The sequence below is a fragment of the Kosakonia sacchari SP1 genome, from assembly GCF_000300455.3.
Taxonomy (GTDB): Bacteria; Pseudomonadota; Gammaproteobacteria; order Enterobacterales; family Enterobacteriaceae; genus Kosakonia; species Kosakonia sacchari.
In genome coordinates this window covers 2,895,921-2,922,024 of the sequence record NZ_CP007215.2, presented here as the reverse complement: position 1 = coordinate 2,922,024, position 26,104 = coordinate 2,895,921, and the positions used below count along the sequence as shown (strand labels likewise).

General features: G+C 54.8%; 26 protein-coding genes. 21 read left to right on the top strand and 5 right to left on the bottom strand.

The window, feature by feature from the left end; all coding sequences use genetic code 11:
• Positions 1-19 precede the first annotated feature (19 nt).
• Complete coding sequence (gene flgA, locus C813_RS36760) at positions 20-679, bottom strand: flagellar basal body P-ring formation chaperone FlgA (RefSeq protein WP_017456401.1); 660 nt, start codon at positions 677-679, stop codon at positions 20-22.
• Positions 680-836: 157 nt separating this feature from the next.
• Here flgA and flgB point away from each other — a divergent pair, with 157 nt between their 5' ends.
• From flgB to flgL, 11 genes are all read left to right on the top strand, one after another.
• Positions 837-1,253, top strand: a complete 417-nt coding sequence (flgB, locus tag C813_RS36755) for a flagellar basal body rod protein FlgB (RefSeq protein WP_017456402.1) — start codon at positions 837-839, stop codon at positions 1,251-1,253.
• Positions 1,254-1,257: 4 nt separating this feature from the next.
• Positions 1,258-1,662, top strand: a complete 405-nt coding sequence (gene flgC / locus C813_RS36750; protein WP_017456403.1) for a flagellar basal body rod protein FlgC — start codon at positions 1,258-1,260, stop codon at positions 1,660-1,662.
• An 11-nt stretch (positions 1,663-1,673) separates the two neighbouring features.
• On the top strand, positions 1,674-2,354 hold the full coding sequence (gene flgD / locus C813_RS36745; RefSeq protein WP_017456404.1) for a flagellar hook assembly protein FlgD: 681 nt from the start codon (positions 1,674-1,676) through the stop codon (positions 2,352-2,354).
• A gap of 26 nt (positions 2,355-2,380) precedes the next feature.
• Positions 2,381-3,658: a flagellar hook protein FlgE gene (gene flgE, locus C813_RS36740; protein WP_017456405.1), complete on the top strand. Its 1,278-nt coding sequence runs from the start codon at positions 2,381-2,383 to the stop codon at positions 3,656-3,658.
• 20 nt (positions 3,659-3,678) lie between these two features.
• Positions 3,679-4,434: a flagellar basal body rod protein FlgF gene (locus C813_RS36735; RefSeq protein ID WP_017456406.1), complete on the top strand. Its 756-nt coding sequence runs from the start codon at positions 3,679-3,681 to the stop codon at positions 4,432-4,434.
• Positions 4,435-4,450: 16 nt separating this feature from the next.
• The gene (flgG, locus tag C813_RS36730; protein ID WP_017456407.1) at positions 4,451-5,233 is read left to right on the top strand and encodes a flagellar basal-body rod protein FlgG; all 783 of its coding nucleotides are present in this window, start codon (positions 4,451-4,453) and stop codon (positions 5,231-5,233) included.
• Positions 5,234-5,290: 57 nt separating this feature from the next.
• Positions 5,291-5,989: a flagellar basal body L-ring protein FlgH gene (flgH, locus tag C813_RS36725; protein ID WP_040016541.1), complete on the top strand. Its 699-nt coding sequence runs from the start codon at positions 5,291-5,293 to the stop codon at positions 5,987-5,989.
• Positions 5,990-6,001: 12 nt separating this feature from the next.
• Complete coding sequence (locus tag C813_RS36720; RefSeq protein ID WP_017456409.1) at positions 6,002-7,099, top strand: flagellar basal body P-ring protein FlgI; 1,098 nt, start codon at positions 6,002-6,004, stop codon at positions 7,097-7,099.
• On the top strand, positions 7,099-8,055 hold the full coding sequence (gene flgJ / locus C813_RS36715) for a flagellar assembly peptidoglycan hydrolase FlgJ (protein WP_017456410.1): 957 nt from the start codon (positions 7,099-7,101) through the stop codon (positions 8,053-8,055). Before C813_RS36720 ends, flgJ begins: the two co-directional genes overlap by 1 nt.
• Positions 8,056-8,130: 75 nt before the next feature.
• Positions 8,131-9,780: a flagellar hook-associated protein FlgK gene (gene flgK / locus C813_RS36710; protein WP_017456411.1), complete on the top strand. Its 1,650-nt coding sequence runs from the start codon at positions 8,131-8,133 to the stop codon at positions 9,778-9,780.
• Positions 9,781-9,794: 14 nt separating this feature from the next.
• Positions 9,795-10,763, top strand: coding sequence for a flagellar hook-associated protein FlgL (gene flgL, locus C813_RS36705; protein ID WP_017456412.1), 969 nt, complete (start codon positions 9,795-9,797; stop codon positions 10,761-10,763).
• An 81-nt stretch (positions 10,764-10,844) separates the two neighbouring features.
• Here flgL and C813_RS36700 read toward each other — a convergent pair whose 3' ends face one another.
• On the bottom strand, positions 10,845-12,056 hold the full coding sequence (locus tag C813_RS36700; RefSeq protein WP_017456413.1) for an MFS transporter: 1,212 nt from the start codon (positions 12,054-12,056) through the stop codon (positions 10,845-10,847).
• Positions 12,057-12,217: 161 nt separating this feature from the next.
• Between C813_RS36700 and C813_RS36695 the strand changes: the two genes are divergently transcribed.
• Positions 12,218-13,120 (top strand): LysR family transcriptional regulator, encoded by a 903-nt coding sequence (locus C813_RS36695; RefSeq protein WP_407656209.1) that lies wholly within the window; start codon positions 12,218-12,220, stop codon positions 13,118-13,120.
• A 39-nt stretch (positions 13,121-13,159) separates the two neighbouring features.
• On the opposite strand, the gene rne is transcribed toward C813_RS36695, so the two are convergent.
• Positions 13,160-16,306: a ribonuclease E gene (gene rne / locus C813_RS36690; RefSeq protein ID WP_017456415.1), complete on the bottom strand. Its 3,147-nt coding sequence runs from the start codon at positions 16,304-16,306 to the stop codon at positions 13,160-13,162.
• Positions 16,307-16,876: 570 nt separating this feature from the next.
• Here rne and rluC point away from each other — a divergent pair.
• Positions 16,877-17,830, top strand: coding sequence for a 23S rRNA pseudouridine(955/2504/2580) synthase RluC (rluC, locus tag C813_RS36685; protein WP_017456416.1), 954 nt, complete (start codon positions 16,877-16,879; stop codon positions 17,828-17,830).
• A gap of 42 nt (positions 17,831-17,872) precedes the next feature.
• Here rluC and C813_RS36680 read toward each other — a convergent pair whose 3' ends face one another.
• The gene (locus C813_RS36680; RefSeq protein ID WP_017456417.1) at positions 17,873-19,024 is read right to left on the bottom strand and encodes a dienelactone hydrolase family protein; all 1,152 of its coding nucleotides are present in this window, start codon (positions 19,022-19,024) and stop codon (positions 17,873-17,875) included.
• 85 nt (positions 19,025-19,109) lie between these two features.
• Entirely contained in the window at positions 19,110-19,694 is a 585-nt protein-coding gene (locus C813_RS36675; protein ID WP_017456418.1) for a Maf family protein, read from the bottom strand.
• A gap of 141 nt (positions 19,695-19,835) precedes the next feature.
• On the opposite strand from C813_RS36675, the gene yceD reads away from it, so the two are divergent.
• The 8 genes from yceD to fabF all read left to right on the top strand — a co-directional run bounded on the left by yceD (position 19,836) and on the right by fabF (position 26,092).
• Positions 19,836-20,357 carry a 23S rRNA accumulation protein YceD gene (gene yceD / locus C813_RS36670; RefSeq protein ID WP_017456419.1) on the top strand — a complete coding sequence of 174 codons (522 nt, stop codon included), beginning with the start codon at positions 19,836-19,838 and terminating at the stop codon, positions 20,355-20,357.
• Positions 20,358-20,373: 16 nt separating this feature from the next.
• Positions 20,374-20,547, top strand: coding sequence for a 50S ribosomal protein L32 (rpmF, locus tag C813_RS36665; RefSeq protein ID WP_007374494.1), 174 nt, complete (start codon positions 20,374-20,376; stop codon positions 20,545-20,547).
• Between the two features lie 79 nt (positions 20,548-20,626).
• Positions 20,627-21,715: a phosphate acyltransferase PlsX gene (gene plsX / locus C813_RS36660; RefSeq protein WP_017456420.1), complete on the top strand. Its 1,089-nt coding sequence runs from the start codon at positions 20,627-20,629 to the stop codon at positions 21,713-21,715.
• Between the two features lie 6 nt (positions 21,716-21,721).
• Positions 21,722-22,675, top strand: a complete 954-nt coding sequence (locus C813_RS36655; protein WP_017456421.1) for a beta-ketoacyl-ACP synthase III — start codon at positions 21,722-21,724, stop codon at positions 22,673-22,675.
• 16 nt (positions 22,676-22,691) lie between these two features.
• Positions 22,692-23,621 carry an ACP S-malonyltransferase gene (gene fabD / locus C813_RS36650; protein ID WP_017456422.1) on the top strand — a complete coding sequence of 310 codons (930 nt, stop codon included), beginning with the start codon at positions 22,692-22,694 and terminating at the stop codon, positions 23,619-23,621.
• A 12-nt stretch (positions 23,622-23,633) separates the two neighbouring features.
• Positions 23,634-24,368, top strand: a complete 735-nt coding sequence (gene fabG / locus C813_RS36645; RefSeq protein ID WP_017456423.1) for a 3-oxoacyl-ACP reductase FabG — start codon at positions 23,634-23,636, stop codon at positions 24,366-24,368.
• Positions 24,369-24,522: 154 nt separating this feature from the next.
• Positions 24,523-24,759, top strand: coding sequence for an acyl carrier protein (acpP, locus tag C813_RS36640; RefSeq protein ID WP_000103754.1), 237 nt, complete (start codon positions 24,523-24,525; stop codon positions 24,757-24,759).
• Between the two features lie 91 nt (positions 24,760-24,850).
• Positions 24,851-26,092, top strand: coding sequence for a beta-ketoacyl-ACP synthase II (gene fabF / locus C813_RS36635; RefSeq protein WP_017456424.1), 1,242 nt, complete (start codon positions 24,851-24,853; stop codon positions 26,090-26,092).
• Positions 26,093-26,104 lie beyond the last annotated feature (12 nt).

The following is a 26,104-nucleotide window of genomic DNA, read 5'->3' as shown; positions in this document are numbered from 1 at the left end:
CATGAATTCTTTAAAAAGATTATAGGTTAATCAGAATATTCCCATCAGCGTTCACTGTACCGCTGACAATCTGCCCTGAAGCCATGCGCACACGGGCGTTTTGCGCCACTGCCGCATTGTTCAGTGCCTGACCTTCGCCGTTCACACTAAAGCCATCGCCCGACGCCACGACCTGTACACGCTGACCCGCTTTAACCCGCCACGCCTGGCGCAACATTGACAGTTGAATCGCCTGGCCTGGGGTAAGATCGCGCAAACTGACCGCATCCTGCGCCTGGGTAATATCCAGCATCGTTCTCGGCGGCAACTGATCGAGACGGCCGCGTTTTAGCGTTACGCTGCCGGGCTGCAACAGGCTGCCTCGGGCAACGGACTGCGCTGCCACCACATAGTTACCGGTCGCCTGAACTTCCACCTGCAAATAGCGCTTCACTCCTGCGCAATTCGCCAGCACGTTCAGGTTCCCCCACAGTTTCGCGTTCCCGAGCACGCTCAGCGCTGGCTGCTCGCAACTGGGCAACAGATTTTGCGGGGTGCGTATATTTACCACTACCTCGTCGCTAAAGCCAGCAAGACGTTGAGCAAAAAATGACGTCAGCTGTGCTTGCAAGTCAGCGGCCTGAGCAAAGGCGCTTAAAAACAGTAAGGTCGCGGCTAAACCGCCTTTCAACGTGTTCATCGCAGACTCCTGCCTGTTGAGTGGTTGAGGGGATTTTAACCGCATGGTCAACCTATCAACGCAATAAATAGCGACGCATTTTGCCCTTATTCCAGCGATAAGTTTGTCAGCGGAGATTTAAGCTGTTGGCTAAATAATTGTCATCAGTGGGGGAGCCATGCTCGATAAACTTGATGCCGCACTTCGTTTCCAGCAAGAAGCGCTGAACCTGAGCGCCCAGCGTCAGGAAATTCTGGCGGCAAACATCGCCAACGCCGATACCCCGGGGTTTCAGGCGCGCGATATTGATTTCGCCAGCGAATTGAAAAAAGTCATGGAGCGTGGGCGTGCTGAAGGCAGTGGCGTGGCGTTGACCATGACCTCTTCGCGCCATATTCCGGCGCAGGCGATGAGCGGACCGTCTACCGATTTGTTGTACCGCATTCCGGATCAGCCCTCGCTGGATGGCAACACCGTGGATATGGATCGGGAACGTACGCAGTTCGCTGACAACAGCGTTAAATACCAGACCGGCCTGACCGTGCTGGGTGGGCAGATCAAAAGCATGATGAGTGTTCTGCAACAGGGGAACTAATTAAATGGCATTACTGAATATCTTTGATGTCGCAGGCTCCGCGCTGACCGCGCAGTCCAAACGTTTGAACGTGGCCGCCAGTAACATGGCGAACGCCGACAGCGTGACCGGGCCCGATGGTCAGCCGTATCGCGCTAAGCAGGTTGTGTTCCAGGTGGATGCTGCGCCCGGGCAAGCGACCGGCGGTGTAAAAGTTGCTGATGTGATTGAGAGCCAGGCACCGGACAAACTGGTTTACGAACCAGGTAACCCGCTGGCTGACGCGAATGGCTACGTCAAAATGCCCAATGTTGATGTGGTCGGCGAAATGGTGAACACCATGTCTGCGTCCCGCAGCTACCAGGCGAACGTTGAAGTGCTTAATACCGTTAAGGGCATGATGCTCAAAACCCTCACGCTCGGACAGTAAAGGAGACGCGCATGTCTATCGCCGTAAGAGTGGATGACCCGACAAATAACGGTGTCTCCTCAACCAGTAACAACACCAGCACAACCGGGACAAACAGTGCATCCGACCTGCAAGGCAGCTTTTTGACGCTGCTGGTCGCGCAACTGAAAAACCAGGACCCGACTAACCCGCTGCAGAACAACGAACTGACCACTCAGTTGGCGCAAATCAGCACCGTGAGCGGGATTGAAAAACTGAACACCACCCTCGGTTCGATTTCCGGACAGATCGACAACAGCCAGTCACTGCAGGCAGCAAGCCTGATTGGGCATGGCGTGATGATCCCGGGACAGACCATTCTGGTGGGTAAAGAAACTTCAACGCCGTTTGGCGTGGAACTAACGCAAGCCGCCGATAAAGTGACCGCTACCGTGACCAGCAAAGACGGTACCGTGGTGCGCACTATCGATATTGGCTCGCTGACTGCCGGTGTCCACACCTTCAGTTGGGACGGCAAGATGACGGATGGAACAGCGGCACCCGATGGCTCTTATAAAGTCTCTATCGCCGCCAGCTCTGGCGCAACACAGCTGGTTGCCCAGCCGCTGCAGTTTGCACTGGTGCAAGGTGTTACCCGCGGCAGCAACGGTAGCACACTGGATTTAGGTACTTACGGTACCACCACACTCGACGAAGTACGGCAGATTATCTAAGCCAAAACACTTATCAGGAGTAAGTCATGGCCTTTTCACAAGCGGTCAGCGGCCTAGATGCTGCGGCCACCAACCTCGATGTCATTGGTAACAACATTGCCAACTCCGCCACCTATGGCTTTAAATCCGGCTCTGCGTCCTTCGCCGATATGTTTGCCGGTTCTAAAGTGGGTCTGGGCGTAAAAGTTGCTGGTATCACTCAGGACTTTACCGACGGTACAACGACCAACACCGGTCGTGGTCTGGACGTGGCGATTAGCCAGAACGGTTTCTTCCGCATGGTTGATACCAACGGTTCTGTTTATTACAGCCGTAACGGCCAGTTCAAACTGGATGAGAACCGCAACCTGGTCAACATGCAGGGTATGCAACTGACCGGTTACCCGGTTGCGGGTACACCGCCTGTCGTGCAGACCGGTGCTAACCCAACGACGATTAACATCCCAACGACCGTGATGTCGGCGCGTGCCACCACCACGGCGACGATGCCGATGAACCTGAACTCGACGGCGACCATTCCGACGACGACACCGTTCGATCCGACTAACTCGGATACCTACAACAAAAAAACCACGGTAACGTCTTACGACAGCCTGGGTAACGAACATGCGGTTGACTGCTATTTCGTTAAAACCGCCGCTAACACCTGGGATGTCTACACCAAAGACTCCAGCATCTCCGGCTCTTCTTATGAAAAAGCCGCGCAGATGTCGTTCAGCTCCAACGGTACGCTCACTTCCGTGACTAACTACACCGAAGTGCTGCCGGCTACTACGCCGCGTACCTGGAACCTGAACGCTGCACCGAACGCGCAGCCGCAGATCAATATCGCGCTGGCCAGCCTTAATGGTTCTGCTGCCAGCACTTACTCGCTGAGCTTCCTGAACTCCATGCAGCAGAACACCGGCAGCAGCGGCGCAGCCTCTGTTGACCAGGATGGTTACCCGCCAGGATCACTGGTGAGCTACGCCATCAACGATGACGGTACCGTGGTGGGCAGCTACTCCAACGAGAAAACGCAGGTGCTGGGTCAGATCGTGCTGGCGAACTTTGCTAACAACGAAGGCCTGAAATCCGAAGGGGATAACGTCTGGTCTGCGACCACCGCTTCCGGCGTTGCTATCGTGGGTACAGCGGGTTCCGGCAACTTCGGTAAGCTGACCAACGGCGCACTGGAAGCATCAAACGTGAATCTGAGTAAAGAACTGGTGAACATGATTGTCGCGCAGCGTAACTATCAGTCGAACGCGCAGACCATCAAAACCCAGGATCAGATCCTTAACACGCTGGTTAACCTGCGTTAATCGTCTGACGGGATGGCTTAATGGATCACGCAATATACACCGCGATGGGCGCAGCCAGCCAGACGCTGAATCAGCAGGCTGTCACCGCCAGCAACCTCGCGAATGCGTCCACGCCAGGCTTTCGCGCGCAGCTTAATGCGCTGCGCGCGGTACCGGTAGAAGGGCTTTCACTGCCTACCCGTACGCTGGTAGTGGCTTCTACGCCTGGCGCCGATATGACGCCTGGGCAACTTGACTACACCTCGCGTCCGCTGGACGTGGCGTTGCAGCAGGATGGTTGGCTGGCAGTTCAAACGGCGGACGGCTCAGAAGGATATACCCGTAACGGTAATATCCAGGTGAGTTCAACCGGCCAGTTGACCATTCAGGGGCATCCGGTGATTGGCGACGGCGGCCCGATTTCGGTACCGGAAGGTTCGCAAATTAGTATCGCGGCTGACGGTACGATTTCATCGCTGAACCCTGGCGATCCGGCGAATACTATCGCGCCGGTCGGCAAGTTGAAGCTGGTGAAAGCGAATGCGCAGGAAGTGGTGCGCGGTGATGACGGGCTGTTCCGTCTGAGCCAGACCGCACAAGCGACCCGTGGTACGACATTGCAGGACGACCCGTCTATTCGCGTGATGTCAGGTGTGCTGGAGGGCAGTAACGTCAAGCCGGTTGCCGCGATGACCAACATGATCGCCAGCGCCCGTCGTTTCGAAATGCAGATGAAAGTCATCAGCAGCGTCGACGATAACGCCCAGCGCGCCAACCAATTGCTGTCAATGGGCTAATTAAACAGGACTACTTATGATCAGTTCATTATGGATCGCAAAAACCGGCCTCGACGCCCAACAAACCAATATGGATGTCATCGCCAACAACCTGGCGAACGTCAGTACCAATGGTTTTAAGCGCCAGCGCGCGGTATTTGAAGATTTGCTGTACCAGACAATTCGTCAGCCTGGCGCACAGTCTTCAGCACAAACAACGCTGCCTTCGGGTTTGCAGATCGGTACCGGTGTTCGTCCGGTAGCCACCGAGCGTCTGCACAGCCAGGGCAATCTGTCTCAGACCAACAACAGTAAAGATGTGGCGATCAAAGGGCAGGGCTTCTTTGAAGTACTGCTGCCGGACGGTACCTCGGCGTATACCCGCGATGGTTCCTTCCAGGTCGACCAGAACGGCCAGCTGGTAACGGCGGGTGGTTTCCAGGTGCAGCCTGCGATCACCATTCCGGCGAACACTCTGAGCATCACCATTGGCCGCGACGGCGTGGTCAGTGTGACGCAGCAAGGTAACGCCGCGCCGGTTCAGGTTGGCCAGTTAAACCTGACCACCTTTATGAATGACACCGGTCTGGAAAGTCTTGGTGAAAACCTGTACGCGGAAACGCAGTCGTCTGGCGCGCCAAACTCCACGACGCCGGGGCTGAACGGTGCGGGGATGCTGTATCAGGGGTTTGTGGAAACCTCGAACGTAAACGTGGCGGAAGAGCTGGTGAATATGATCCAGGTTCAGCGCGCTTACGAAATTAACAGTAAGGCAGTATCGACCACCGATCAGATGCTGCAAAAACTGACGCAACTCTAAGGCGTTATCCGGTGCGGTAAATGCCGCACCGGAACCCTGATTTCGAAGATGAATGCAATGCAAAAATACGCCGTGCGCAGCTATCCGATTATGGCTTTAGTGGCATTAACCCTGACGGGATGTGCCTGGGTTCCATCAACGCCGTTGGTTCAGGGGGCGACCACCGCTCAGCCGATTCCGGGACCGGTGCCGATGGTAAATGGATCGATTTATCAGACTGCGCAGCCGATAAACTACGGCTATCAGCCACTGTTTGAAGACCGCCGTCCGCGTAACGTGGGCGATACGCTGACGATTGTTCTGCAAGAGAACGTCAGTGCCAGTAAGAGCTCGTCGGCAAATGCCAGCCGTGACAGCAAGGCCAGTTTCGGCATGGATACCACGCCGCGCTACCTGGAAGGTCTGTTTGGTAATTCCCGTGCCGATCTCTCTGCTTCCGGCGGTAATACCTTTAACGGCAAAGGTGGCGCCAATGCCAGCAATACCTTTAGCGGCACGCTGACCGTGACGGTCGATCAGGTGCTGATCAATGGCAATTTACATGTGGTGGGTGAAAAACAGATAGCCATCAACCAGGGCACTGAATTCATCCGCTTCTCAGGTGTCGTGAACCCACGCACCATCAGCGGCAGCAACACGGTTCCGTCCACACAGGTGGCGGACGCGCGCATCGAGTATGTCGGCAACGGCTACATCAACGAAGCGCAGAACATGGGCTGGCTGCAACGTTTCTTCCTCAACTTATCGCCGATGTAACCGGGGTGAATTATGTCTAAGTATTTGACTGGTATCGTGTTAGCGCTGGTGGCGACCTTCGCCCAGGCTGACCGTATCCGGGATCTCACCAGTGTACAGGGCGTACGTGAAAACTCCTTAATTGGTTATGGCCTGGTCGTGGGGCTTGATGGTACAGGTGACCAGACGACCCAGACGCCATTTACTACTCAAACTTTAAACAACATGTTGTCGCAGATGGGGATTACGGTTCCTACCGGCACCAACATGCAGCTGAAAAACGTGGCGGCGGTGATGGTCACCGCGCAGTTCCCGGCGTTTGCACGCCAGGGGCAGACCATCGATGTGGTGGTCTCCTCAATGGGTAACGCGAAAAGCCTGCGCGGCGGTACGCTGCTGATGACGCCGCTGAAGGGCGTTGACAGCCAGGTTTATGCGCTGGCGCAGGGTAACATTCTGGTCGGCGGCGCAGGTGCTTCCGCAGGCGGCAGCAGTGTGCAGGTTAACCAGCTTAACGGTGGGCGTATCACTAACGGTGCGGTCATCGAGCGTGAATTGCCGACCCAGTTTGGCGCAGGTAACACCATTAACCTGCAGCTGAACCAGGAAGATTTCAGCATGGCGCAGCAGATTGCCGACACCATCAACCGTAACCGTGGTTACGGCAGCGCGACCGCGCTGGATGCGCGTACCGTGCAGATCCGCGTTTCTAACGGCGGCAGCTCGCAGGTCCGTTTGCTGGCAGACATCCAGAATATGGAAGTCGGCGTTACGCAGCAGGATGCGAAAGTCATTATTAACTCGCGTACTGGCTCGGTGGTGATGAACCGCGAAGTGGCGCTGGATAACTGTGCCGTCGCGCAGGGTAACCTGTCGGTGACGGTGAATCAGCAGGCCAACGTGAGCCAGCCGAATACGCCATTCGGCGGCGGTCAGACGGTGGTGACACCGCAAACGCAGATTGATTTGCGCCAGAGTGGCGGCTCGCTGCAAAGCGTCCGTTCCAGCGCCAACCTGAACAGCGTAGTCCGCGCGCTTAACGCGCTCGGTGCTTCCCCGATGGAACTGATGTCCATCCTTCAGGCGATGCAAAGCGCAGGCTGCCTGCGTGCGAAACTGGAGATCATCTAATGTTGACTGACAGCCGACTGTTGACGAGCGCGGCATGGGACGCGCAATCACTGAATGAACTGAAGGCGCAAACCCGGCAGGATCCTGGCGCGAATCTGCGCCCGGTTGCCCGCCAGATGGAAGGGATGTTCGTGCAGATGATGCTGAAAAGCATGCGCGAAGCGTTACCGAAAGACGGTATTTTCAGCAGTGATTCAACGCGGCTGTACACCAGCATGTATGACCAGCAAATTGCACAACAGATGACCGCGGGCAAAGGCCTTGGCCTGGCCGATATGATGGTTAAGCAGATGGCGGGCGATCAGGCGCCTGTAGAGCCTGCCGATCAGATGCAGCAGGTGCCGATGAAGTTCCCGCTGGAAACCGTGACCTCCTATCAAAACCAGGCGCTGACACAGCTGGTGCGCAAAGCGATGCCAAAAGTGCCGGAGGACGGCGACGAGCCGTTAACCGGCGACAGCAAAGACTTCCTTGCCCAGCTTTCACTGCCGGCGCGTCTTGCCAGTGAGCAGAGCGGCGTTCCGCACCACCTGATCCTCGCGCAAGCTGCGCTGGAATCTGGCTGGGGCCAGCGCCAGATCCCGCGTGAAAACGGTGAGCCGAGCTTTAACATTTTTGGTGTTAAAGCCACGCCTGGCTGGAAAGGGCCGACCACGGAAATCACGACGACAGAATATGAAAACGGCGAAGCGGTGAAGGTGAAAGCCAAGTTCCGCGTTTACAGCTCGTACCTTGAAGCGCTCTCCGATTATGTGGGTATGTTGACGCGTAATAAACGTTACTCGGCGGTGACCACTGCCGCGACGGCGGAGCAGGGCGCGCAGGCGTTGCAGAACGCCGGCTATGCGACCGATCCTAACTACGCCCGTAAGCTGACCAGCATGATCCAACAGCTTAAATCGATGGGTGAAAAGGTCAGTAAAGCCTACAGCACGGATATCCAAAATCTGTTCTGAAATATCTCAAGTTTTGCCCTGGGTTGCCGATAATCGTCAACAGGACTCATGTCTGAAAGTGTATAAGGAACCTCCATGTCCAGTTTGATTAACAGCGCCATGAGTGGGCTCAACGCAGCCCAGGCCGCGCTTAATACCGCCAGTAATAACATTGCCAGTTATAACGTAGCGGGTTATACCCGTCAGACGACGGTGCTCACCTCAGGCAACAGTACCCTGACCGGTGGCGGCTGGGTGGGTAACGGTGTACTCGTTACCGGTGTTCAGCGTGAGTATGACGCCTTTATTACTAATCAGCTGCGTGCAGCGGAAAACCAGAACAGCGGTTTGACCACGCGTTACCAGCAGATGTCAAAAATTGACGATGTGCTGTCGGATACCACTAACTCACTGTCAACCAGCCTGCAGAGCTTCTTTTCCAGCCTGCAAACGCTGGTAAGTAACGCCTCTGATCCGTCATCCCGTCAGGCAATGCTGGGTAAAGCGGACGGTCTGGTTAACCAGTTCAAAGTGGCCGACCAGTACCTGCGTGATCAGGATAAACAGGTAAACCTGTCGATCTCTTCAAGTGTTGATCAGATCAACAACTACTCCACGCAAATTGCCAAACTTAACGATCAAATTTCCCGTCTGACCGCGGTAGGTGGTGGGGCTTCCCCGAACGACCTGCTCGATCAGCGCGACCAGTTGGTCAGCGAACTGAATAAAATTGTCGGTGTTGAAGTCAGCGTCCAGGATGGCAACACCTACAACATCAGCATGGGTGATGGTTACTCTCTGGTGCAGGGCAGCGATGCGCGCCAGTTGGCGGCCGTCCAGTCCAGCGCCGATCCGGCACGTACGGCCGTGGCGTATGTTGACAAAACCGCAGGCAATATTGAGATCCCGGAAAAACTGATCACCACCGGTTCGCTGGGCGGTTTGCTGTCGTTCCGTTCGCAGGATCTTGACCAGGCGCGTAATACGCTTGGACAACTGGCGCTGTCGTTTGCTGATGCGTTCAACAAACAACATGAACAGGGTTTCGATGCGGATGGTACTCAAGGCGGCCAATTCTTTACCATTGGCGCGCCATCAACCACCAGCAACTCCAAGAACACCGGTGATGCCGTACTGACCGCAGCGGTCAGCGATAGCACAGCGGTGCAGGCGACGGATTATAAAGTGGCATACGATGGGACGAACTGGAAAGTCACCCGACTGTCCAACAATACCACTACCACCGTGACGCCAGATCCTTCCGATGGCACGCTGAATTTCGACGGTCTGAAAGTTAGCATTAACGCCACCACTGGCCCGAAAGCCAACGACAGCTTTACCGTTCGTCCGGTGAGCAATGCGATTGTGAATATGAGCGTGGCGATTACCGATGAGTCGAAAATCGCCATGGCTTCTGTCGCCGGTTCCGGTGCGAGTGATAACCGCAACGGCCAGGCGATGCTGAATCTGCAAAGCGCGAAAGTCGTCGGCGGCAACAAAACGTTTAACGATGCGTATGCCACGCTGGTCAGCGATGTGGGTAACAAAACCTCGACGCTGAAAACCAGTTCCACCACGCAGACGAACGTGGTGACGCAATTGACCAAGCAGCAGCAGTCCATCTCCGGGGTTAACCTCGATGAAGAGTACGGTAACCTGCAGCGTTATCAACAATATTACCTGGCGAACGCTCAGGTTTTACAAACTGCAAGCACGCTGTTTGATGCGCTGCTCGGCATTCGCTAAGTAAGGGGTGAAAAATGCGTATCAGTACTCAAATGATGTACGAACAAAGCATGCGCGGCGTGACCAACTCGCAGAGCGCGTGGTTGGGTTACGGCGAGCAAATGGCGACCGGGCAGAAAGTTAACCGCCCGTCGGACGATCCCATTGCCGCTTCGCAGGCCGTGGTGATTTCGCAGGCGCAGGCGCAAAACACCCAGTATGAGACAGCGCGTACTTTCGCCAAGCAGAAAGTGTCGCTGGAAGAGAGCGTATTGCAGCAGGTGACGTTAGCTATCACTGGCGCACAAGGCACCATTGTTAAAGCGGGCAACGGTTCGCTGAGTGATGATGACCGCGCTTCTCTGGCAACCGAGTTGCAGGGCTACCGCGATCAGCTGCTGAACCTTGCGAACAGTACCGACGGTAACGGCCGCTATATCTTTGGCGGCTATAAAACGGAAAGCGCGCCGTATGATGCCACGGGCACATATAGCGGTGGTAACCAGGCGATTTCCCAGCAGGTTGACGCCTCGCGTACCATGGTTATTGCACATACGGGCACTGAAGTTTTCAACCATATCAGCAGCAACGCCACGCCAGAACCGATTGATCCGGCTACCGGCCTGCCGGGTACCTCGGAAACCGATCTGTTCAAAATGCTCGATACGGCGATTACCGCACTGAAAACCCCGGTCGCGGGTGATGAAACAGCCAAAGCGGCAGCGCAGGCAGTAGTGGATAAAACCAGCCGTGGTCTGGGTAACTCCCTGAACAACGTGTCGACTGTTCGTGCTGAACTGGGTACGCAGTTGAACGAACTGGACACCCTCGATGCGTTGGGCGATGACCGTACGGTTGCGCTGAAACAGCAGAAGAGTGATTTGATCGACGTGGACTGGAACTCGGTGATTTCGTCTTACACCATGCAACAAGCCGCGCTGCAAGCATCCTATAAAGCGTTCACCGATATGCAGGGTCTGTCGCTGTTCCAGATGAATAAGTAATGTTTTCATTTTGAGCATGTCTTGAAACTGGGCATGTTCGGTATGCCCGCTCCATCACCCCGGAGCGGGCTTTTTTTTATCCTACGCTTTCTGCGCAGCTTGCTGGAGTTGACGGGCGTCGAACAGGCGAATCAGCAGGGCAACCAGACCCGACACCGTTGCCAGCACCACCACACCCTGCCATGACGCGACGGAGTACAGTTTACTGCCCAGCACAGATCCCAGCGCCATGCCAATGAACACACCGGTAAACAGCAGCGCATTCAGACGACCGCGCGCTTGCGGTTCAAGACCGTAAACCAGGTTCTGGTGAGCAACCAGACTGGATTGCAGACCCAGGTCGAAGCCTACCGCCGAGAGGGCAATCAGTGCCAGTTGACCATGCGGCGGCAGTACCGGCAGCAGGAACATCAGGGCGAAAGAAATCGTCACCAGACCCGCGCCTAACTGTGTGACTTTTTCGGCGCCCACTTTATCTGCCAGGCCACCTGCCAGCGGTGCCGCTAACGCACCTGCCGCACCGGCGATACCGAAAGTCCCCGCTACTGCGCTGCCGAACTGATATTTTTCCAGCAGCATCAACGCAAGGGTTGACCAGAACGCGCTAAACCCAATGGATAAAAAGCCCTGGGCGAAAGCGGCGCGGCGCAGTGCCGGATAGCGTTGCCACAGGTGCGCCATTGATTTCATCAGTGCCGGGTAGCTCAGCGTGGAGTGCGTCGCAAAGCGCGGCAGCACCGACCACATCAGCACACCAATCAGCGCAATGCTGACTGCGGCAAGCTGGTACATGATACGCCAGCCGAATGCCGCGCCGACAAAGCCGCTGACGGTACGGGAAAGCAGGATCCCGAGCAGTAAACCGGTCATCACCGTGCCGACCATTTTCCCCTGTTTGCCCGCCGGTGCGAGAATAGCCGCCGCCGGGACAATATCCTGCGCCATCGTTGCGGCCATGCCCAGTAACAGGCTGACAATCAGCAATGAAGGCAGATGGCTGGTCAGGCTACAGGCCAGTAACAGCAGCGCCAGTGCCGCGCTTTTAAACAGGATCAGACGGCGGCGGTCATGGCGGTCGCCCAGCGGCAGCAGAAACAAAATACCCAGCGCATAACCGGCCTGGGTGAGCGTCGGAACCAGGCCCATACCGTTGACGGTTAAGTGCAGGTCGCTGCCCATTAATGGCAACAGCGGTTGCGAATAGTAAATAGCCGCGACGCTGAATCCGGCGCCGAGCGCGAGGGCAAAAATGACCCAGCCAACAACATCTGACGAAAGAGAATGACGGTTCATAACAGGTTCCCCAGGAACGTTTGGTGTGAATAACGAAGTGAGGCCATTTTTACGCAGCCGGGCATGGCGCGGTAGCCAGCGGAGTGGTAAAACGGTTATACGTGAAACGTATAGGTAAGATAATAATGAAACGGCAAGAGCGTATAGATAGGGTGGATTTGATGCGGACCTACATCCGTATCGTGGAGGCCGGGTCGCTGTCGGCGGCGGCACGCCAGCTCGATACGACTCAGGCGACGGTCAGCCGTCGTTTGCAGTCGCTGGAGTCGCTGCTTGGCGTTAAGTTGCTCTTGCGCACCACCCATGCGATGAAGCTGACGGATGATGGCGAACGCTGCTACCAGCATGCAAAGCGCGTTGCGGATGCCTGGGTGGCGCTGGAAGACGAACTGAGCCAGTCCGACGACGAGCCGGTGGGGATTTTGCGCGTGCGCGCGCCGCATGCTTTTGGTCAGGAACAACTGCTCGGTCCGTTGACCCAGTTTCTTGAACGCCATCCGCAACTCTCCGTTGAATGGATGCTCAATGACAAGAATGTTGATTTTCTCAGTGCCAACATCGATTGCGCCATTCGCGTTGGGGCTGAAGTGGATCCGGCAACGGTATCGGTACTGCTGGCAGAAGTTCCCAGATCTATCGTGGCGTCACCGACGTTGCTGGCGCGCTTTCCCGCTGTTGACACACCGCAGCAGCTCTCCGCGCTGCCGTGGATTGCGCTCAGTACGTTCTACCAGCATGAAATTCATCTTAGCCATCTGCAAAGCAGTGATACGGAGCAGGTGGCGATTGCACCACGGCTTTATACCGACAGCCTGTATGCGGCCCGCAATACCGCCATTGGCGGGCTGGGCGTGACATTGATTTCCAGCTGGGCGGTGGAAGAGGAGCTGCGCAGTGGCAAGCTGGTAGCGCTGTTGCCGCAGTGGCAGGCCGCGCCGCTGCCGGTTCACCTGGTTTATCCGTGGGCGCGCTATTATCCCGCGCGGTTGCGGAAATTTTTACAACTGATGCGTGAAGTGATGCCGGGGCTTGGCGGTATGCGCCATCCTGTGCGGCAGGCATAAAAAAGCCGACCCGAGGGTCGGCTTTTTACTGCCTGTGAATTACTCAGCAACTGGCGGTTTCGTCGCGGGCGCGGTCGCGGCGTGCGTGGCGCTGTGGCCACCCGCAGAACCTTTACCTTCGAAGACGAAGTGCGGGCGTACCCAGTCACTGTGACGCGGCGCGTCCGGCACATAGGCAGGCGCTGGCGCTTTGGTCATTGGCGCGGTAGCCACTTTGCGTGCTACCGGAGCAACGTGCGCTACTACCGGCGCTTTCACCGGATCGGCAACAACTGGCGCAGCCGTTTCTTCGGCTGTTTCCTCTACCGCATCAGTGGCTGGTGTTTCTGCTACTGACGCGACTTCCTGCTGTGCGGGTTCGGCTTCTTCAGCTACTTCCTGCGCAACAGTTCGATCTTCTTCAGCAATCAGCTGCGGTTGTTCATCCACCGGCGTGTCGATGACTTCCGGGTGGGTGGTTTCAACGGCAACCGGCTGCGGTGCTTCAACCGCGGCTTGCGGTTCAACCACTACCGGCTCGGCATTTTCAACCGTCGCCTGCGGCTCAACAACGTCCGCTTGCTGATGCGCAACCAGTTGTGCTTCAGCCATAGCCGGAGCGATCTCCTGCTCAGGGGCGGCGGTGTTTTCAACGGCCAGTTCCTGAGTCTGCTGCTCTTCCTGCTGGCGCGGAACCGGGTAGCGGATCCACACTTTACCGGACGCCATTTCCGGTGACGCACAGGCGACGGTCAACGGCATGGCAGATTGCAGCGGATAGCGTTCATCACGGTAGCGACGGCGACGCTGACCACTCACGCGCAGGTGGCGCGGAGAACGGCGTGAACGGCGCGGCATCGCGTTTTCGCGTGCTTCAGCGTTTTCATCCTGTTCCTGTACCGGTGCGGTTTCAACCACTGCTGGCAGATCGACTTTCGCCAGTTGCGTGTTTTGTACTGCGACGTCCTGTGCGGTGGTTTCTTCAACGCGGGTTTCTATGTTGTTATCACCACCAATACGTACTTTCTGGCTGAGCTGACGCTGTTTACGACGCGGCATGACCTGCACGCGCTCTTCCTGTTCAGTTTCCTGAGCAGGTTGTTCATCGCGGTTCAGCTCTTTGACATCCTGCTGTGCCTGGCGTTTATCATCGTTACGACGACGGTTACGCTCACGGCGTGGTTGCTGCTGCTCGTCACGCGATTTCGCTTTTTCTGTTTCATCAACAGCGGCCGGCTGGCGAGATTCACGGGCTTCAGCGTTTTGCTGTGATTTCTCACGACGGTTACGACGATTCTCTTCGCGACCTTCGCGGTTATCACGGCTTTCGCGCGCCTCGTTGCCCTCACTGCGGTTGTCACGGCGGTCATTACGATCGCGGCGGTTGCCCTGGCGTGATTTACGGCGATCCTGCTGACGCTCTTGCTTCTCGTCTTTTTTCTCTTCTTTTACTTCAACCGGCGCCGGAGCAGGTTCACTCGCGAACAAGCCTTTCAGTGCAGAGACGAAACGACTAAGCAGGCCTGGCGCTGCTGCTGGTGTTGCGGCAGGTTGCGCCTGGCTCGCGCTCGCGGCCGGTGCTTGTGGTGCTGGCGGAACGTCTGGCATAACGAAAGTAGCCAGTGCTGGTTGTTCAGGTAACTTACGCTCGGCGTACTCTTCTTCAGACGGCAGCGCCATCTCTTCTTCGTGCAGTTTCGGCAGCAGATAGCTCAGCGTTGGCGTCTCTTCGCCTTTACGCACGCGCAGCACGGAGTAGTGCGGCGTTTCCATCTGGTCGTTTGGCACGATCACGCAGCGGACGCCACCCTGACGGGCTTCGATAGCGCTTACCGCGGCACGTTTTTCGTTCAACAGATATGACGCGACCGGAACCGGCACAATCGCATGCACTTCCTGGGTGTTTTCTTTCAGCGCTTCTTCTTCAATCAGACGCAGAATCGACAGCGACAGGGATTCGTTATCACGGATGGTGCCGGTGCCGCTACAACGCGGGCAGACATGATGGCTGGATTCGCCCAGCGACGGGCTCAGACGCTGGCGGGACATCTCCAGCAGGCCGAAGCGGGAAATATGGCTGATCTGAATACGCGCACGATCCTGACGCACCGCTTCACGCAGGCGGTTTTCCACCGCACGCTGGTGGCGCACCGGGGTCATATCAATAAAGTCGATAACAATCAGGCCACCCAGGTCACGCAGACGCAACTGGCGAGCGATCTCATCTGCCGCTTCCAGGTTCGTGTTAAAGGCGGTCTCTTCAATATCGCCACCGCGCGTTGCGCGAGCGGAGTTGATATCGATCGCGGTCAGCGCTTCGGTGGAGTCAATAACGATAGAACCACCGGACGGCAGACGGACTTCACGCTGGAAAGCGGATTCAATCTGCGACTCAATCTGGTAATGGCTGAACAGCGGGATTTCCCCAGTGTACAGTTTAATTTTGCTGCTGAAATCCGGACGACCCAGCGCAGCGATATGCTGGCGAGCCAGCTCAAGCACTTTCGGGTTATCGATAAGGATTTCGCCGATATCCTGACGCAGATAGTCACGGAAGGCGCGCACAATTACGTTGCTTTCCTGATGGATCAGGAACGGAGCAGGGCGGCTTTCAGCGGCTTTCTGGATAGCTTCCCAGTGTTTCAAACGGAAGCTCAAATCCCACTGCAGTGCTTCGGCGGATTTGCCCACGCCTGCAGTGCGTACGATAAGACCCATACCATCCGGTAATTCCAGGCTGGAGAGCGCTTCTTTCAGTTCGGTGCGATCGTCGCCTTCAATACGACGAGAAATGCCGCCCGCACGCGGGTTGTTCGGCATCAGCACCAGGTAGCTGCCCGCAAGGCTGATAAAAGTGGTGAGTGCTGCGCCTTTGTTGCCGCGCTCTTCTTTATCAATCTGGACGATAACTTCCTGACCTTCACGCAGTACGTCTTTGATGTTCGGACGTCCATGCGCGTTGTAATTAGCGGGGAAGTATTCGCGGGCGATCTCTTTGAGGGGGAGGAAACCGTGACGCTCGGCACCGTAATCAACGAATGCGGCTTCAAGGCTGGGTTCAATGCGGGTGATTTTACCTTTGTAGATGTTCGCTTTTTTCTGCTCGTGTCCCGGGCTTTCGATATCCAGGTCGTACAGGCGTTGTCCATCAACAAGTGCGACACGCAACTCTTCTTGCTGAGTTGCGTTGATTAACATTCTTTTCATCGTAACTTACTCATTATTCTTACATTGACGACTAAGCTGCGGGCAAGATAACGCCTTTCCGGGGGAGAACCGATGGCCTCGAGACTATTCACGTCGCCAACCTCACGGTTGTCGCTCGCTAAAGAGGCGCAGTGTGTCGGTTGCCTGTGTTTCCTGTGGAAAACACAGCGCAATTATCAGGGGAACAGCCTGGGAAAAACTCTCCAGAGAAGATTCCATCTACCGGTAAGGACTGCAACCCGCAGCCCGCTAACTGCCTGAAAGTTCAATACGTCTTACGCCATTGCTGCGTGTATGATCGGACAGGCAAAACTGGTCATTCCGCTCATTTACTTGTTTTAACAAGATTCAACACGGAAAACCGCAACATTATTCCTTGCGAACCCTGTTATAGCAAGCTGACTTTTACCATTTATCACCCGGTTACTCACAGTTTTTTCACCTTTGCCCGGAGATTGGTTTAATAACCGCCGAATCAACTGTGTAAAACGAAGTTACCGAGTTAATTGTAAATATAAGCATAGAAAAATGAGTGGCGCTATTCAGCGTGGCTATTTAGAATCGCCTCCCATGAAAACTGAGACACCATCCGTAAAATTTGTTGCTATTACCGCCGATGAAGCGGGGCAACGTATCGATAATTTTTTGCGTACCCAGCTCAAAGGGGTACCTAAAAGCATGATTTACCGCATCCTGCGCAAGGGTGAAGTGCGGGTGAATAAAAAACGCGTAAAACCAGAATATAAACTGGAAGCGGGGGATGAAATCCGTATTCCGCCGGTACGCGTGGCTGAAAAAGAAGAAGAGGCGGTTTCTCCGCATTTGCAAAAAGTTGCCCAGCTAACCGACGTCATCCTCTATGAAGACGATCATATCCTGGTGCTGAATAAGCCGTCTGGCACGGCGGTTCACGGCGGTAGCGGGCTGAGCTTTGGCGTGATTGAAGGCCTGCGCGCGTTGCGCCCGGAAGCCCGTTTCCTTGAGCTGGTTCACCGTTTAGATCGTGACACCTCCGGCGTTTTGCTGGTGGCAAAAAAACGTTCCGCGCTGCGTTCGCTGCATGAGCAGTTGCGCGGTAAAGATATGCAGAAGGATTATCTGGCGCTGGTTCGCGGCCAGTGGCAGTCGCATGTCAAAGTGGTGCAGGCACCCTTGCTGAAAAATATTCTGCAGAGCGGCGAGCGGATAGTGCGGGTGAACAGCGAAGGCAAGCCTTCAGAAACGCGTTTTAAAGTTGAAGAGCGCTATGAATTCGCGACCCTGGTGCGTTGTAGCCCGGTGACCGGACGTACGCATCAGATCCGCGTACATACTCAGCATGCCGGCCACCCGATTGCTTTTGATGATCGCTATGGCGACCGCGAATTTGATAAACAGCTGGCGTCGACCGGATTGTCACGACTGTTCCTGCATGCAGCGGCACTTAAGTTCACGCATCCACATACGGGCGAGACTTTACGGATAGAAGCGCCGCTTGATGAGGCACTCAAACGTTGTCTGCAAGTATTACGCAACGCGAAGTAATCTCTTCCCCCTTGCGTCTGCGAGGGGGAAAACGTGGTTTGCTTACGGCTTCAGCCATCTGTCGAGCCACGGAAACACTTCACTTTGCTGCTCCTGATAAAAGACGTGTCCCAGCTCAGGCCAGCTTTTCGTCACCAGTTTGTCGTTTGCCTGCTGCGAAGACCAAACCCGATGCACTTTGTCGAAAGCGTCTTTTACCGCCTCTGCCGGGAATAGCTTGTCTTTGCCACCGCTGAAAATCAGCATTGGCTTCGGCGCGGCGATGCTGGCGATATCCGGAATATCCATATGGGCGGGCATCCCTGGATGCAGCATATAGAAAGCAGACTGGCCGCGTAGCACGTTATTACCGGGTTGCATCAGGCCGTTATAAGTTCCAAACCACGAAATAACCGCTGTAGCCGCGACTTTTTCGCTCAACGCCGCCAGTTGCCAGGCGCGAAAACCACCCATTGAGAACCCCAGCACGCCAACGCGTTTACTGTCCACTCCGGCGTGCGCGGCGATAAAATCGACCGTGCGCATATCTTCATAGGCTACTTCGCCTGCCAGCGAGCGCCCCAGATTGAAGTAGTTGCTGGCCAGCGCTTGTTGCTGCTCATAAACCATCGGACCGCGATCGCCCCATCCGGGGCTGTCGATAGCGATGACCGCATAACCCCGGCTCGCCAGTTCATCGCCAATGAATTTTCCGCTGAAGAATTTGTCAGCCCACGCTTGTGCACTGGCGAGTTGTTCCGCGTTACCCCATGGGCGGATCAGCTTCTCTTTGCCGATATCAAATTTCGAACCATGATCATGCAACAGAACGATAGCAGGATGCGGGCCGGGTGTTTTCGGCATCAATAACAGGGCGGAAATGCGGTTATCATCCGTAATATTCAGCGATAATTTTTCAGCGGTGTAGCTACCGCGATCTTCTTTGGCTATCGAGTGAGGGGAAAAGGGTTTAGTGGCATCCGGGGTGAGCAGGGCGCTGCGAAATAGCTGGCGGCTGTGTGCTTGCCACTGGTGGAAATCTTTGAAGTGGCCTGATAACCACGAATCGGGATAGTGCAGCTGCGCTTTTAGCGTTTGCCAGCTTGCCGGAAGATTGCCTTCAACAACGCCCGTTGTTTGCCACTCATCTTGCGCATACACATTGCCGGACGTCAGCAGTGCAAACATCAGCGGCAACGTACGTAAAATCTTCATCACCTCTCCTTAAATTAAAACGTCGTTTTAATATTGGTGATGAATGTAGCGTTTGACTAAAAAAGAAACTGTGATCGCGAAAGCATTAGCTTAACAATGGGTTACAATGTTCACGCCGCAGCATCTGGCACAACGCGATCAGCGGCAGACCTACCAATGTATTAGGGTCGCGTCCTTCAAGACGTTCAAACAGCGCAATACCCAGCCCTTCGCTTTTGAAACTACCGGCACAGTTAAGCGGGCGTTCTTTGCGCACATAGTCGTCGATTTCCTGTTCACTTAAGCGGCGAAAATGGACGTCGAAAGGCTCACATTCCGTTTGCAAATGACCGGTTGCGGAATTAAACAGCGCCAGACCAGTATAAAAAGTCACAATATTGCCGCTGGCCTTCATTAATTGCTGGCGGGCATTCTCTTCCATATGCGGTTTCCCGGTAATTTCACCGTCAAGCACGCACACCTGATCGGAACCAATAATCAAATGTTGAGGGTATTTTTGCGCCAGTGATTGCGCCTTTTCCTGCGCCAGTCTGAGCACTAAATGGCGAGGCGCTTCGCCTGCATGCGCTGTTTCGTCTGTCTGCGGCGCGGCGCATTCGAACGGTAAACCGAGCTTGTCGAGCAGGGCGCGGCGGTAGGGAGAAGTGGAAGCGAGAATAATTTGCGACATATTTTTTTCACCAAATATGGCTTAACAATGACAGGCATTTTAAACTGTAGGCCGCAATGTGTGCGAATTATTGGCAAAAGGCAACCGCAGGCTGCCTTTTTCTTTGACTATATGACGTTACAAAGTTAATATGCGCGCCCTATGCAAAAGGTAAAATTACCCCTGACTCTTGATCCGGTTCGCACGGCTCAAAAACGCCTTGATTACGAGGGTATCTATACTCCCGACCAGGCGGAGCGTGTCGCTGAATCTGTAGTCAGCGTAGACAGTGATGTGGAATGCTCCATGTCGTTCGCTATCGATAACCAACGTCTTGCCGTTTTAACCGGTGATGCGAAAGTCACGGTATCGCTCGAGTGCCAGCGTTGCGGGAAACCGTTCACCCATCAGGTCTACACCACGTATTGTTTTAGTCCTGTCCGTTCAGACGAACAGGCTGAAGCACTGCCGGAAGCGTATGAGCCGATTGAGGTTAACGAATTCGGTGAAATCGATCTGCTGGCGCTGGTCGAGGATGAAATCATTCTCTCCCTGCCAGTAGTTCCGGTGCATGATTCTGAACACTGTGAAGTGTCCGAGGCGGACATGGTCTTTGGGGAACTGCCTGATGAAGCGCAGAAACCAAATCCATTTGCCGTATTAGCCAGCTTAAAGCGTAAGTAATTAAGGAGTAAGGTCCATGGCCGTACAACAGAATAAACCAACCCGTTCCAAACGTGGCATGCGTCGTTCCCATGACGCGCTGACCGCAGTCACCAGCCTGTCTGTAGACAAAACTTCTGGTGAAACCCACCTGCGTCACCACATTACCGCCGACGGTTTCTACCGCGGTCGCAAGGTTATCACTAAGTAATCACGCGCAAGCGTGATGAAGCTTAGTGAGGATTTCCCCGCGTAAGCGGGGATAGACCGAACCAGGCTGCGACGATACCTTGACACGTCTAACCCTGGCGTTAGATGTCATGGGGGGAGATTTTGGCCCATCCGTGACAGTGCCTGCAGCTTTGCAGGCACTGAACTCTAATTCTCAACTCAACCTTCTTTTAGTCGGCGATCCCGACGCTATCACGCCATTACTTGCCAAAGCTGATTTCGAGCAACGCTCGCGCTTGCTTATTGTTCCTGCCCAGTCAGTTATTGCCAGTGATGCGCGCGCCGCGCAGGCTATTCGTAATAGCCGTGGTACCTCTATGCGCATGGCGCTGGAGTTGGTCAAAGAAGGTCGCGCCCAGGCCTGTGTCAGTGCGGGAAACACCGGTGCACTGATGGGCCTGGCGAAAATGCTGCTCAAACCGATTGACGGGATTGAGCGCCCGGCGCTGGTGACCGTGTTGCCTCATCAACAGAAAGGCAAGACCGTTGTGCTGGATCTCGGGGCAAACGTCGATTGTGACAGCACGATGCTGGCGCAATTTGCCGTGATGGGCGCGGTGATGGCTGAAGAGATCCTCGGTATTGCCAACCCAAGAGTGGCGCTACTGAATATTGGTGAAGAAGAAACCAAAGGGCACGATAGCATTCGTGATGCTGCGGCATTATTACGCTCCATGTCCTCAATGAACTACATTGGTTATCTTGAAGCGAACGAATTATTGACCGGCAAAACGGATGTGCTGGTGTGTGACGGTTTTACCGGAAACGTCACATTAAAAACCATGGAAGGTGTTGTCAGAATGTTTCTTTCGCTGCTGAAATCGCAGGGTGAAGGAAAAAAAAGGTCGTGGTGGCTGATTTTATTAAAGCGTTGGTTACAAAAAAGCCTGACAAGGCGATTCAGTCACCTCAACCCCGACCAGTATAATGGCGCCTGTCTGTTAGGATTGCGCGGCACTGTGATTAAGAGTCATGGTGCGGCGAATCAGCGCGCATTTTGCGTAGCAATTGAGCAGGCAGTGCAGGCGGTGCAGCGGCAGATTCCACAACGGATCACCGCTCGCCTGGAATCTGTGTATGCACACTCGTCTTCGTCTGCAACGGATGGCGAAAATCAGAGCGTGTGTATATTACCCAAGAGTGACTGAGCGTACATGTATACGAAGATTATTGGTACCGGCAGTTATCTGCCTGAGCAGGTTCGGACAAACGCCGATTTAGAAAAAATGGTGGAAACCTCTGACGAGTGGATTGTCAGCCGTACAGGGATCCGTGAGCGCCGCATTGCCGCTGCAAACGAAACAGTTTCGACCATGGGCTATGAAGCCGCTAAGCGTGCGCTTGAGATGGCGGGCATCGATAACGATCAGATTGGCTTGATCATTGTTGCTACCACTTCTGCAACGCATGCCTTCCCTAGCGCCGCTTGCCAAATCCAGAACATGCTGGAAATCAAAGGCTGCCCAGCGTTTGACGTTGCTGCTGCCTGTGCGGGCTTCACCTATGCGCTGAGCATCGCCGATCAGTATGTTAAATCCGGTGCGGTGAAACATGCGTTGGTCATTGGTTCTGATGTACTAGCACGCACATTAGATCCAGACGACCGCGGTACGATTATTCTGTTTGGCGATGGCGCCGGCGCTGTTGTTCTGGGCGCTTCCGAAGAGCCAGGCATCATCTCCACACATATGCACGCAGACGGGAGTTACGGTGAACTGCTGACGCTGCCTAATCTTGATCGTGTGCATCCGGAAAACCCGATCTATCTGACGATGGCGGGTAACGAAGTATTCAAAGTTGCGGTGACAGAGCTGGCGCGTATTGTTGATGAAACATTGACGGCCAATAATCTTGAGCGCAGCGAGCTGGACTGGCTGGTGCCACATCAGGCTAACTTGCGCATTATCAGCGCCACAGCGAAGAAGCTCGGTATGTCGATGGATAGCGTCGTCGTTACGCTGGATCGCCATGGCAACACCTCAGCAGCTTCCGTTCCCAGCGCGCTTGATGAAGCGGTACGCGACGGACGCATTAAACCGGGACAACTTGTCCTGCTGGAAGCGTTTGGTGGCGGGTTCACCTGGGGCTCGGCGCTGGTTCGTTTCTGAGTATAAGGATAAAAAAATGACGCAATTTGCTTTTGTGTTCCCGGGACAAGGCTCCCAAACCGTCGGTATGTTAGCTGATATGGCTGCAGCTTATCCGGTGATTGAAGAGACATTCGCTGAGGCATCAGCTGTTCTGGGTTATGATCTCTGGTCTCTGGTGCAACAAGGCCCGGCGGAAGAACTGAACAAAACCTGGCAGACACAACCGGCGCTGCTGGCCGCTTCTGTCGCGCTTTGGCGAGTATGGCAGCAGCAGGGTGGTAAAGCGCCTGCGCTGATGGCGGGGCATAGCCTGGGCGAATACTCCGCATTAGTGTGTGCGGGGGTTATCGCGTTTGCGGATGCGGTTCGTTTGGTTGAACTGCGTGGAAAATTCATGCAGGAAGCCGTGCCGGCGGGTACTGGCGCGATGTCTGCTATTATCGGCCTGGATGATGCTTCTATTGCCAAAGCATGTGAAGAATCTGCACAAGGGCAAGTTGTCTCTCCGGTGAACTATAATTCGCCAGGCCAGGTGGTCATTGCCGGTCATAAAGAAGCTGTTGAGCGCGCAGGTGCTGCTTGCAAGGCTGCAGGTGCCAAACGTGCGCTGCCGTTGCCGGTGAGCGTACCGTCGCACTGTGCTTTGATGAAGCCTGCCGCAGAAAAACTGGCCGCTGAATTAAATAACATCGATTTTAACGCGCCGCAGATCCCGGTTGTAAATAACGTGGATGTGCAGTGCGAAACGACGCCAGAAGCGATTCGCGATGCGCTGGTGCGCCAGCTGTACAGCCCCGTGCAATGGACGAAGAGCGTTGAATTTATGGCATCGCAGGGCATTGAACATCTGTATGAAGTTGGCCCGGGTAAGGTCCTCATCGGCCTGACTAAACGTATTGTTGACACCCTGACTGCATCTGCGCTCAACGAGCCAGCTGCCGTGTCAGAGGCACTTGCGCAATAAAAGAGGAAGACCATGAGTTTTGAAGGAAAAATCGCACTGGTAACCGGTGCAAGCCGCGGTATTGGTCGCGCTATTGCTGAGACCCTCGTTGCCCGTGGCGCGAAGGTAATCGGTACGGCGACCAGCGAGAGCGGCGCGCAGGCGATCAGCGACTATTTAGGTGCGAACGGCAAAGGTCTGCTGCTGAATGTGACCGATGCTGCATCAATCGAATCTGTTCTGGAAAACATTCGCGCAGAATTTGGCGAGGTTGATATTCTGGTAAATAATGCCGGAATCACCCGTGACAATCTGCTGATGCGCATGAAAGAGGATGAGTGGAACGACATTCTCGACACCAATCTTTCATCTGTTTTCCGTCTGTCAAAAGCGGTAATGCGCGCTATGATGAAAAAGCGTCATGGGCGTATTATCACTATCGGTTCTGTGGTTGGTACCATGGGAAATGCTGGTCAGGCCAACTACGCTGCGGCGAAAGCGGGTCTTATCGGTTTCAGTAAATCGCTGGCGCGTGAAGTTGCGTCCCGCGGTATTACTGTAAACGTTGTTGCTCCGGGTTTTATTGAAACGGACATGACGCGTGCGCTGTCTGATGATCAGCGTGCGGGTATTCTGGCGCAGGTTCCTGCGGGTCGCCTTGGCGGTGCTCAGGAAATCGCCAGTGCGGTTGCATTTTTAGCCTCTGACGAGGCAGGTTACATCACTGGTGAAACCCTGCACGTCAATGGCGGAATGTATATGGTTTAACCACGATGAAAATTATTTGCGTTATTAGGGCGAAAGGCCTCAAAATAGCGTAAAATCGTGGTAAGAACTGCCGGGATTTAGTTGCAAATTTTTCAACATTTTATACACTACGAAAACCATCGCGAAAGCGAGTTTTGATAGGAAATTTAAGAGTATGAGCACTATCGAAGAACGCGTTAAGAAAATTATCGGCGAACAGCTGGGCGTTAAGCAGGAAGAAGTTACCAACAATGCTTCCTTCGTTGAAGACCTGGGCGCTGATTCTCTTGACACCGTTGAGCTGGTAATGGCTCTGGAAGAAGAGTTTGATACTGAGATTCCGGACGAAGAAGCTGAGAAGATCACCACCGTTCAGGCTGCCATTGATTACATCAACGGTCACCAGGCGTAAGTGAACATCTCCAGGCGGTCACTCGACCGCCTGAGTTTTATCTGTAGTTATCCCACGAATCTCTTTTTTTATCCCTCCCTGGAGGACAAACGTGTCTAAGCGTCGTGTAGTTGTGACCGGACTTGGCATGTTGTCTCCTGTCGGCAATACCGTAGAGTCTACCTGGAAAGCTCTCCTTGCCGGTCAGAGTGGCATCAGCCTGATCGACCATTTCGATACTAGCGCCTATGCAACCAAATTTGCTGGCTTAGTAAAGGATTTTAACTGTGAAGACATCATCTCGCGCAAAGAACAGCGCAAGATGGACGACTTCATTCAATATGGAATTGTGGCTGGCGTTCAGGCCATGCAGGATTCCGGCCTTGAAGTCACAGAAGAGAACGCATCCCGTATTGGCGCAGCGATTGGTTCTGGTATCGGCGGCCTCGGCCTGATCGAAGAAAACCACAGCTCCCTCGTCAAGGGTGGGCCGCGTAAAATCAGCCCGTTCTTCGTACCTTCAACAATTGTCAACATGGTGGCAGGTCATCTGACTATCATGTTCGGTCTGCAAGGTCCGAGTATTTCCATCGCGACAGCGTGTACCTCTGGTGTGCATAACATCGGCCATGCGGCGCGTATCATCGCTTACGGCGACGCCGACGCAATGCTGGCAGGCGGCGCGGAAAAAGCCAGTACGCCGTTAGGCGTGGGTGGTTTTGGCGCAGCGCGCGCGCTGTCTACCCGCAACGACAATCCGCAGGCGGCAAGCCGTCCGTGGGACAAAGAGCGTGACGGCTTTGTTCTCGGCGATGGCGCTGGCATCATCATGCTGGAAGAGTATGAGCATGCGAAAAAGCGCGGCGCGAAAATTTATGCTGAAATCGTCGGCTTTGGTATGAGCAGCGATGCTTACCATATGACGTCTCCGCCGGAAAACGGTGCGGGTGCCGCGAAGGCGATGGTTAATGCCCTGCGTGATGCCGGCATCACTCCAGCCCAGATTGGCTATGTTAATGCGCACGGTACGTCCACGCCGGCGGGCGATATGGCTGAAGCGCAGGCTGTGAAATCGGTATTTGGCGACGCGGCTCGCACAGTAATGGTCAGCTCGACCAAATCGATGACCGGCCATCTATTGGGGGCGGCAGGCGCAGTAGAATCTATCTACTCGATCCTCGCCCTGCGCGATCAGGCTGTTCCGCCGACCATCAACCTGGATAACCCGGATGAAGGTTGCGATCTGGATTTTGTGCCGCATGTTGCACGCCAGGTGAGCGGTATGGAGTACACCCTGTGTAACTCCTTCGGTTTTGGTGGCACCAACGGCTCATTGATCTTCAAGAAAGTCTGATCATTTATCTGT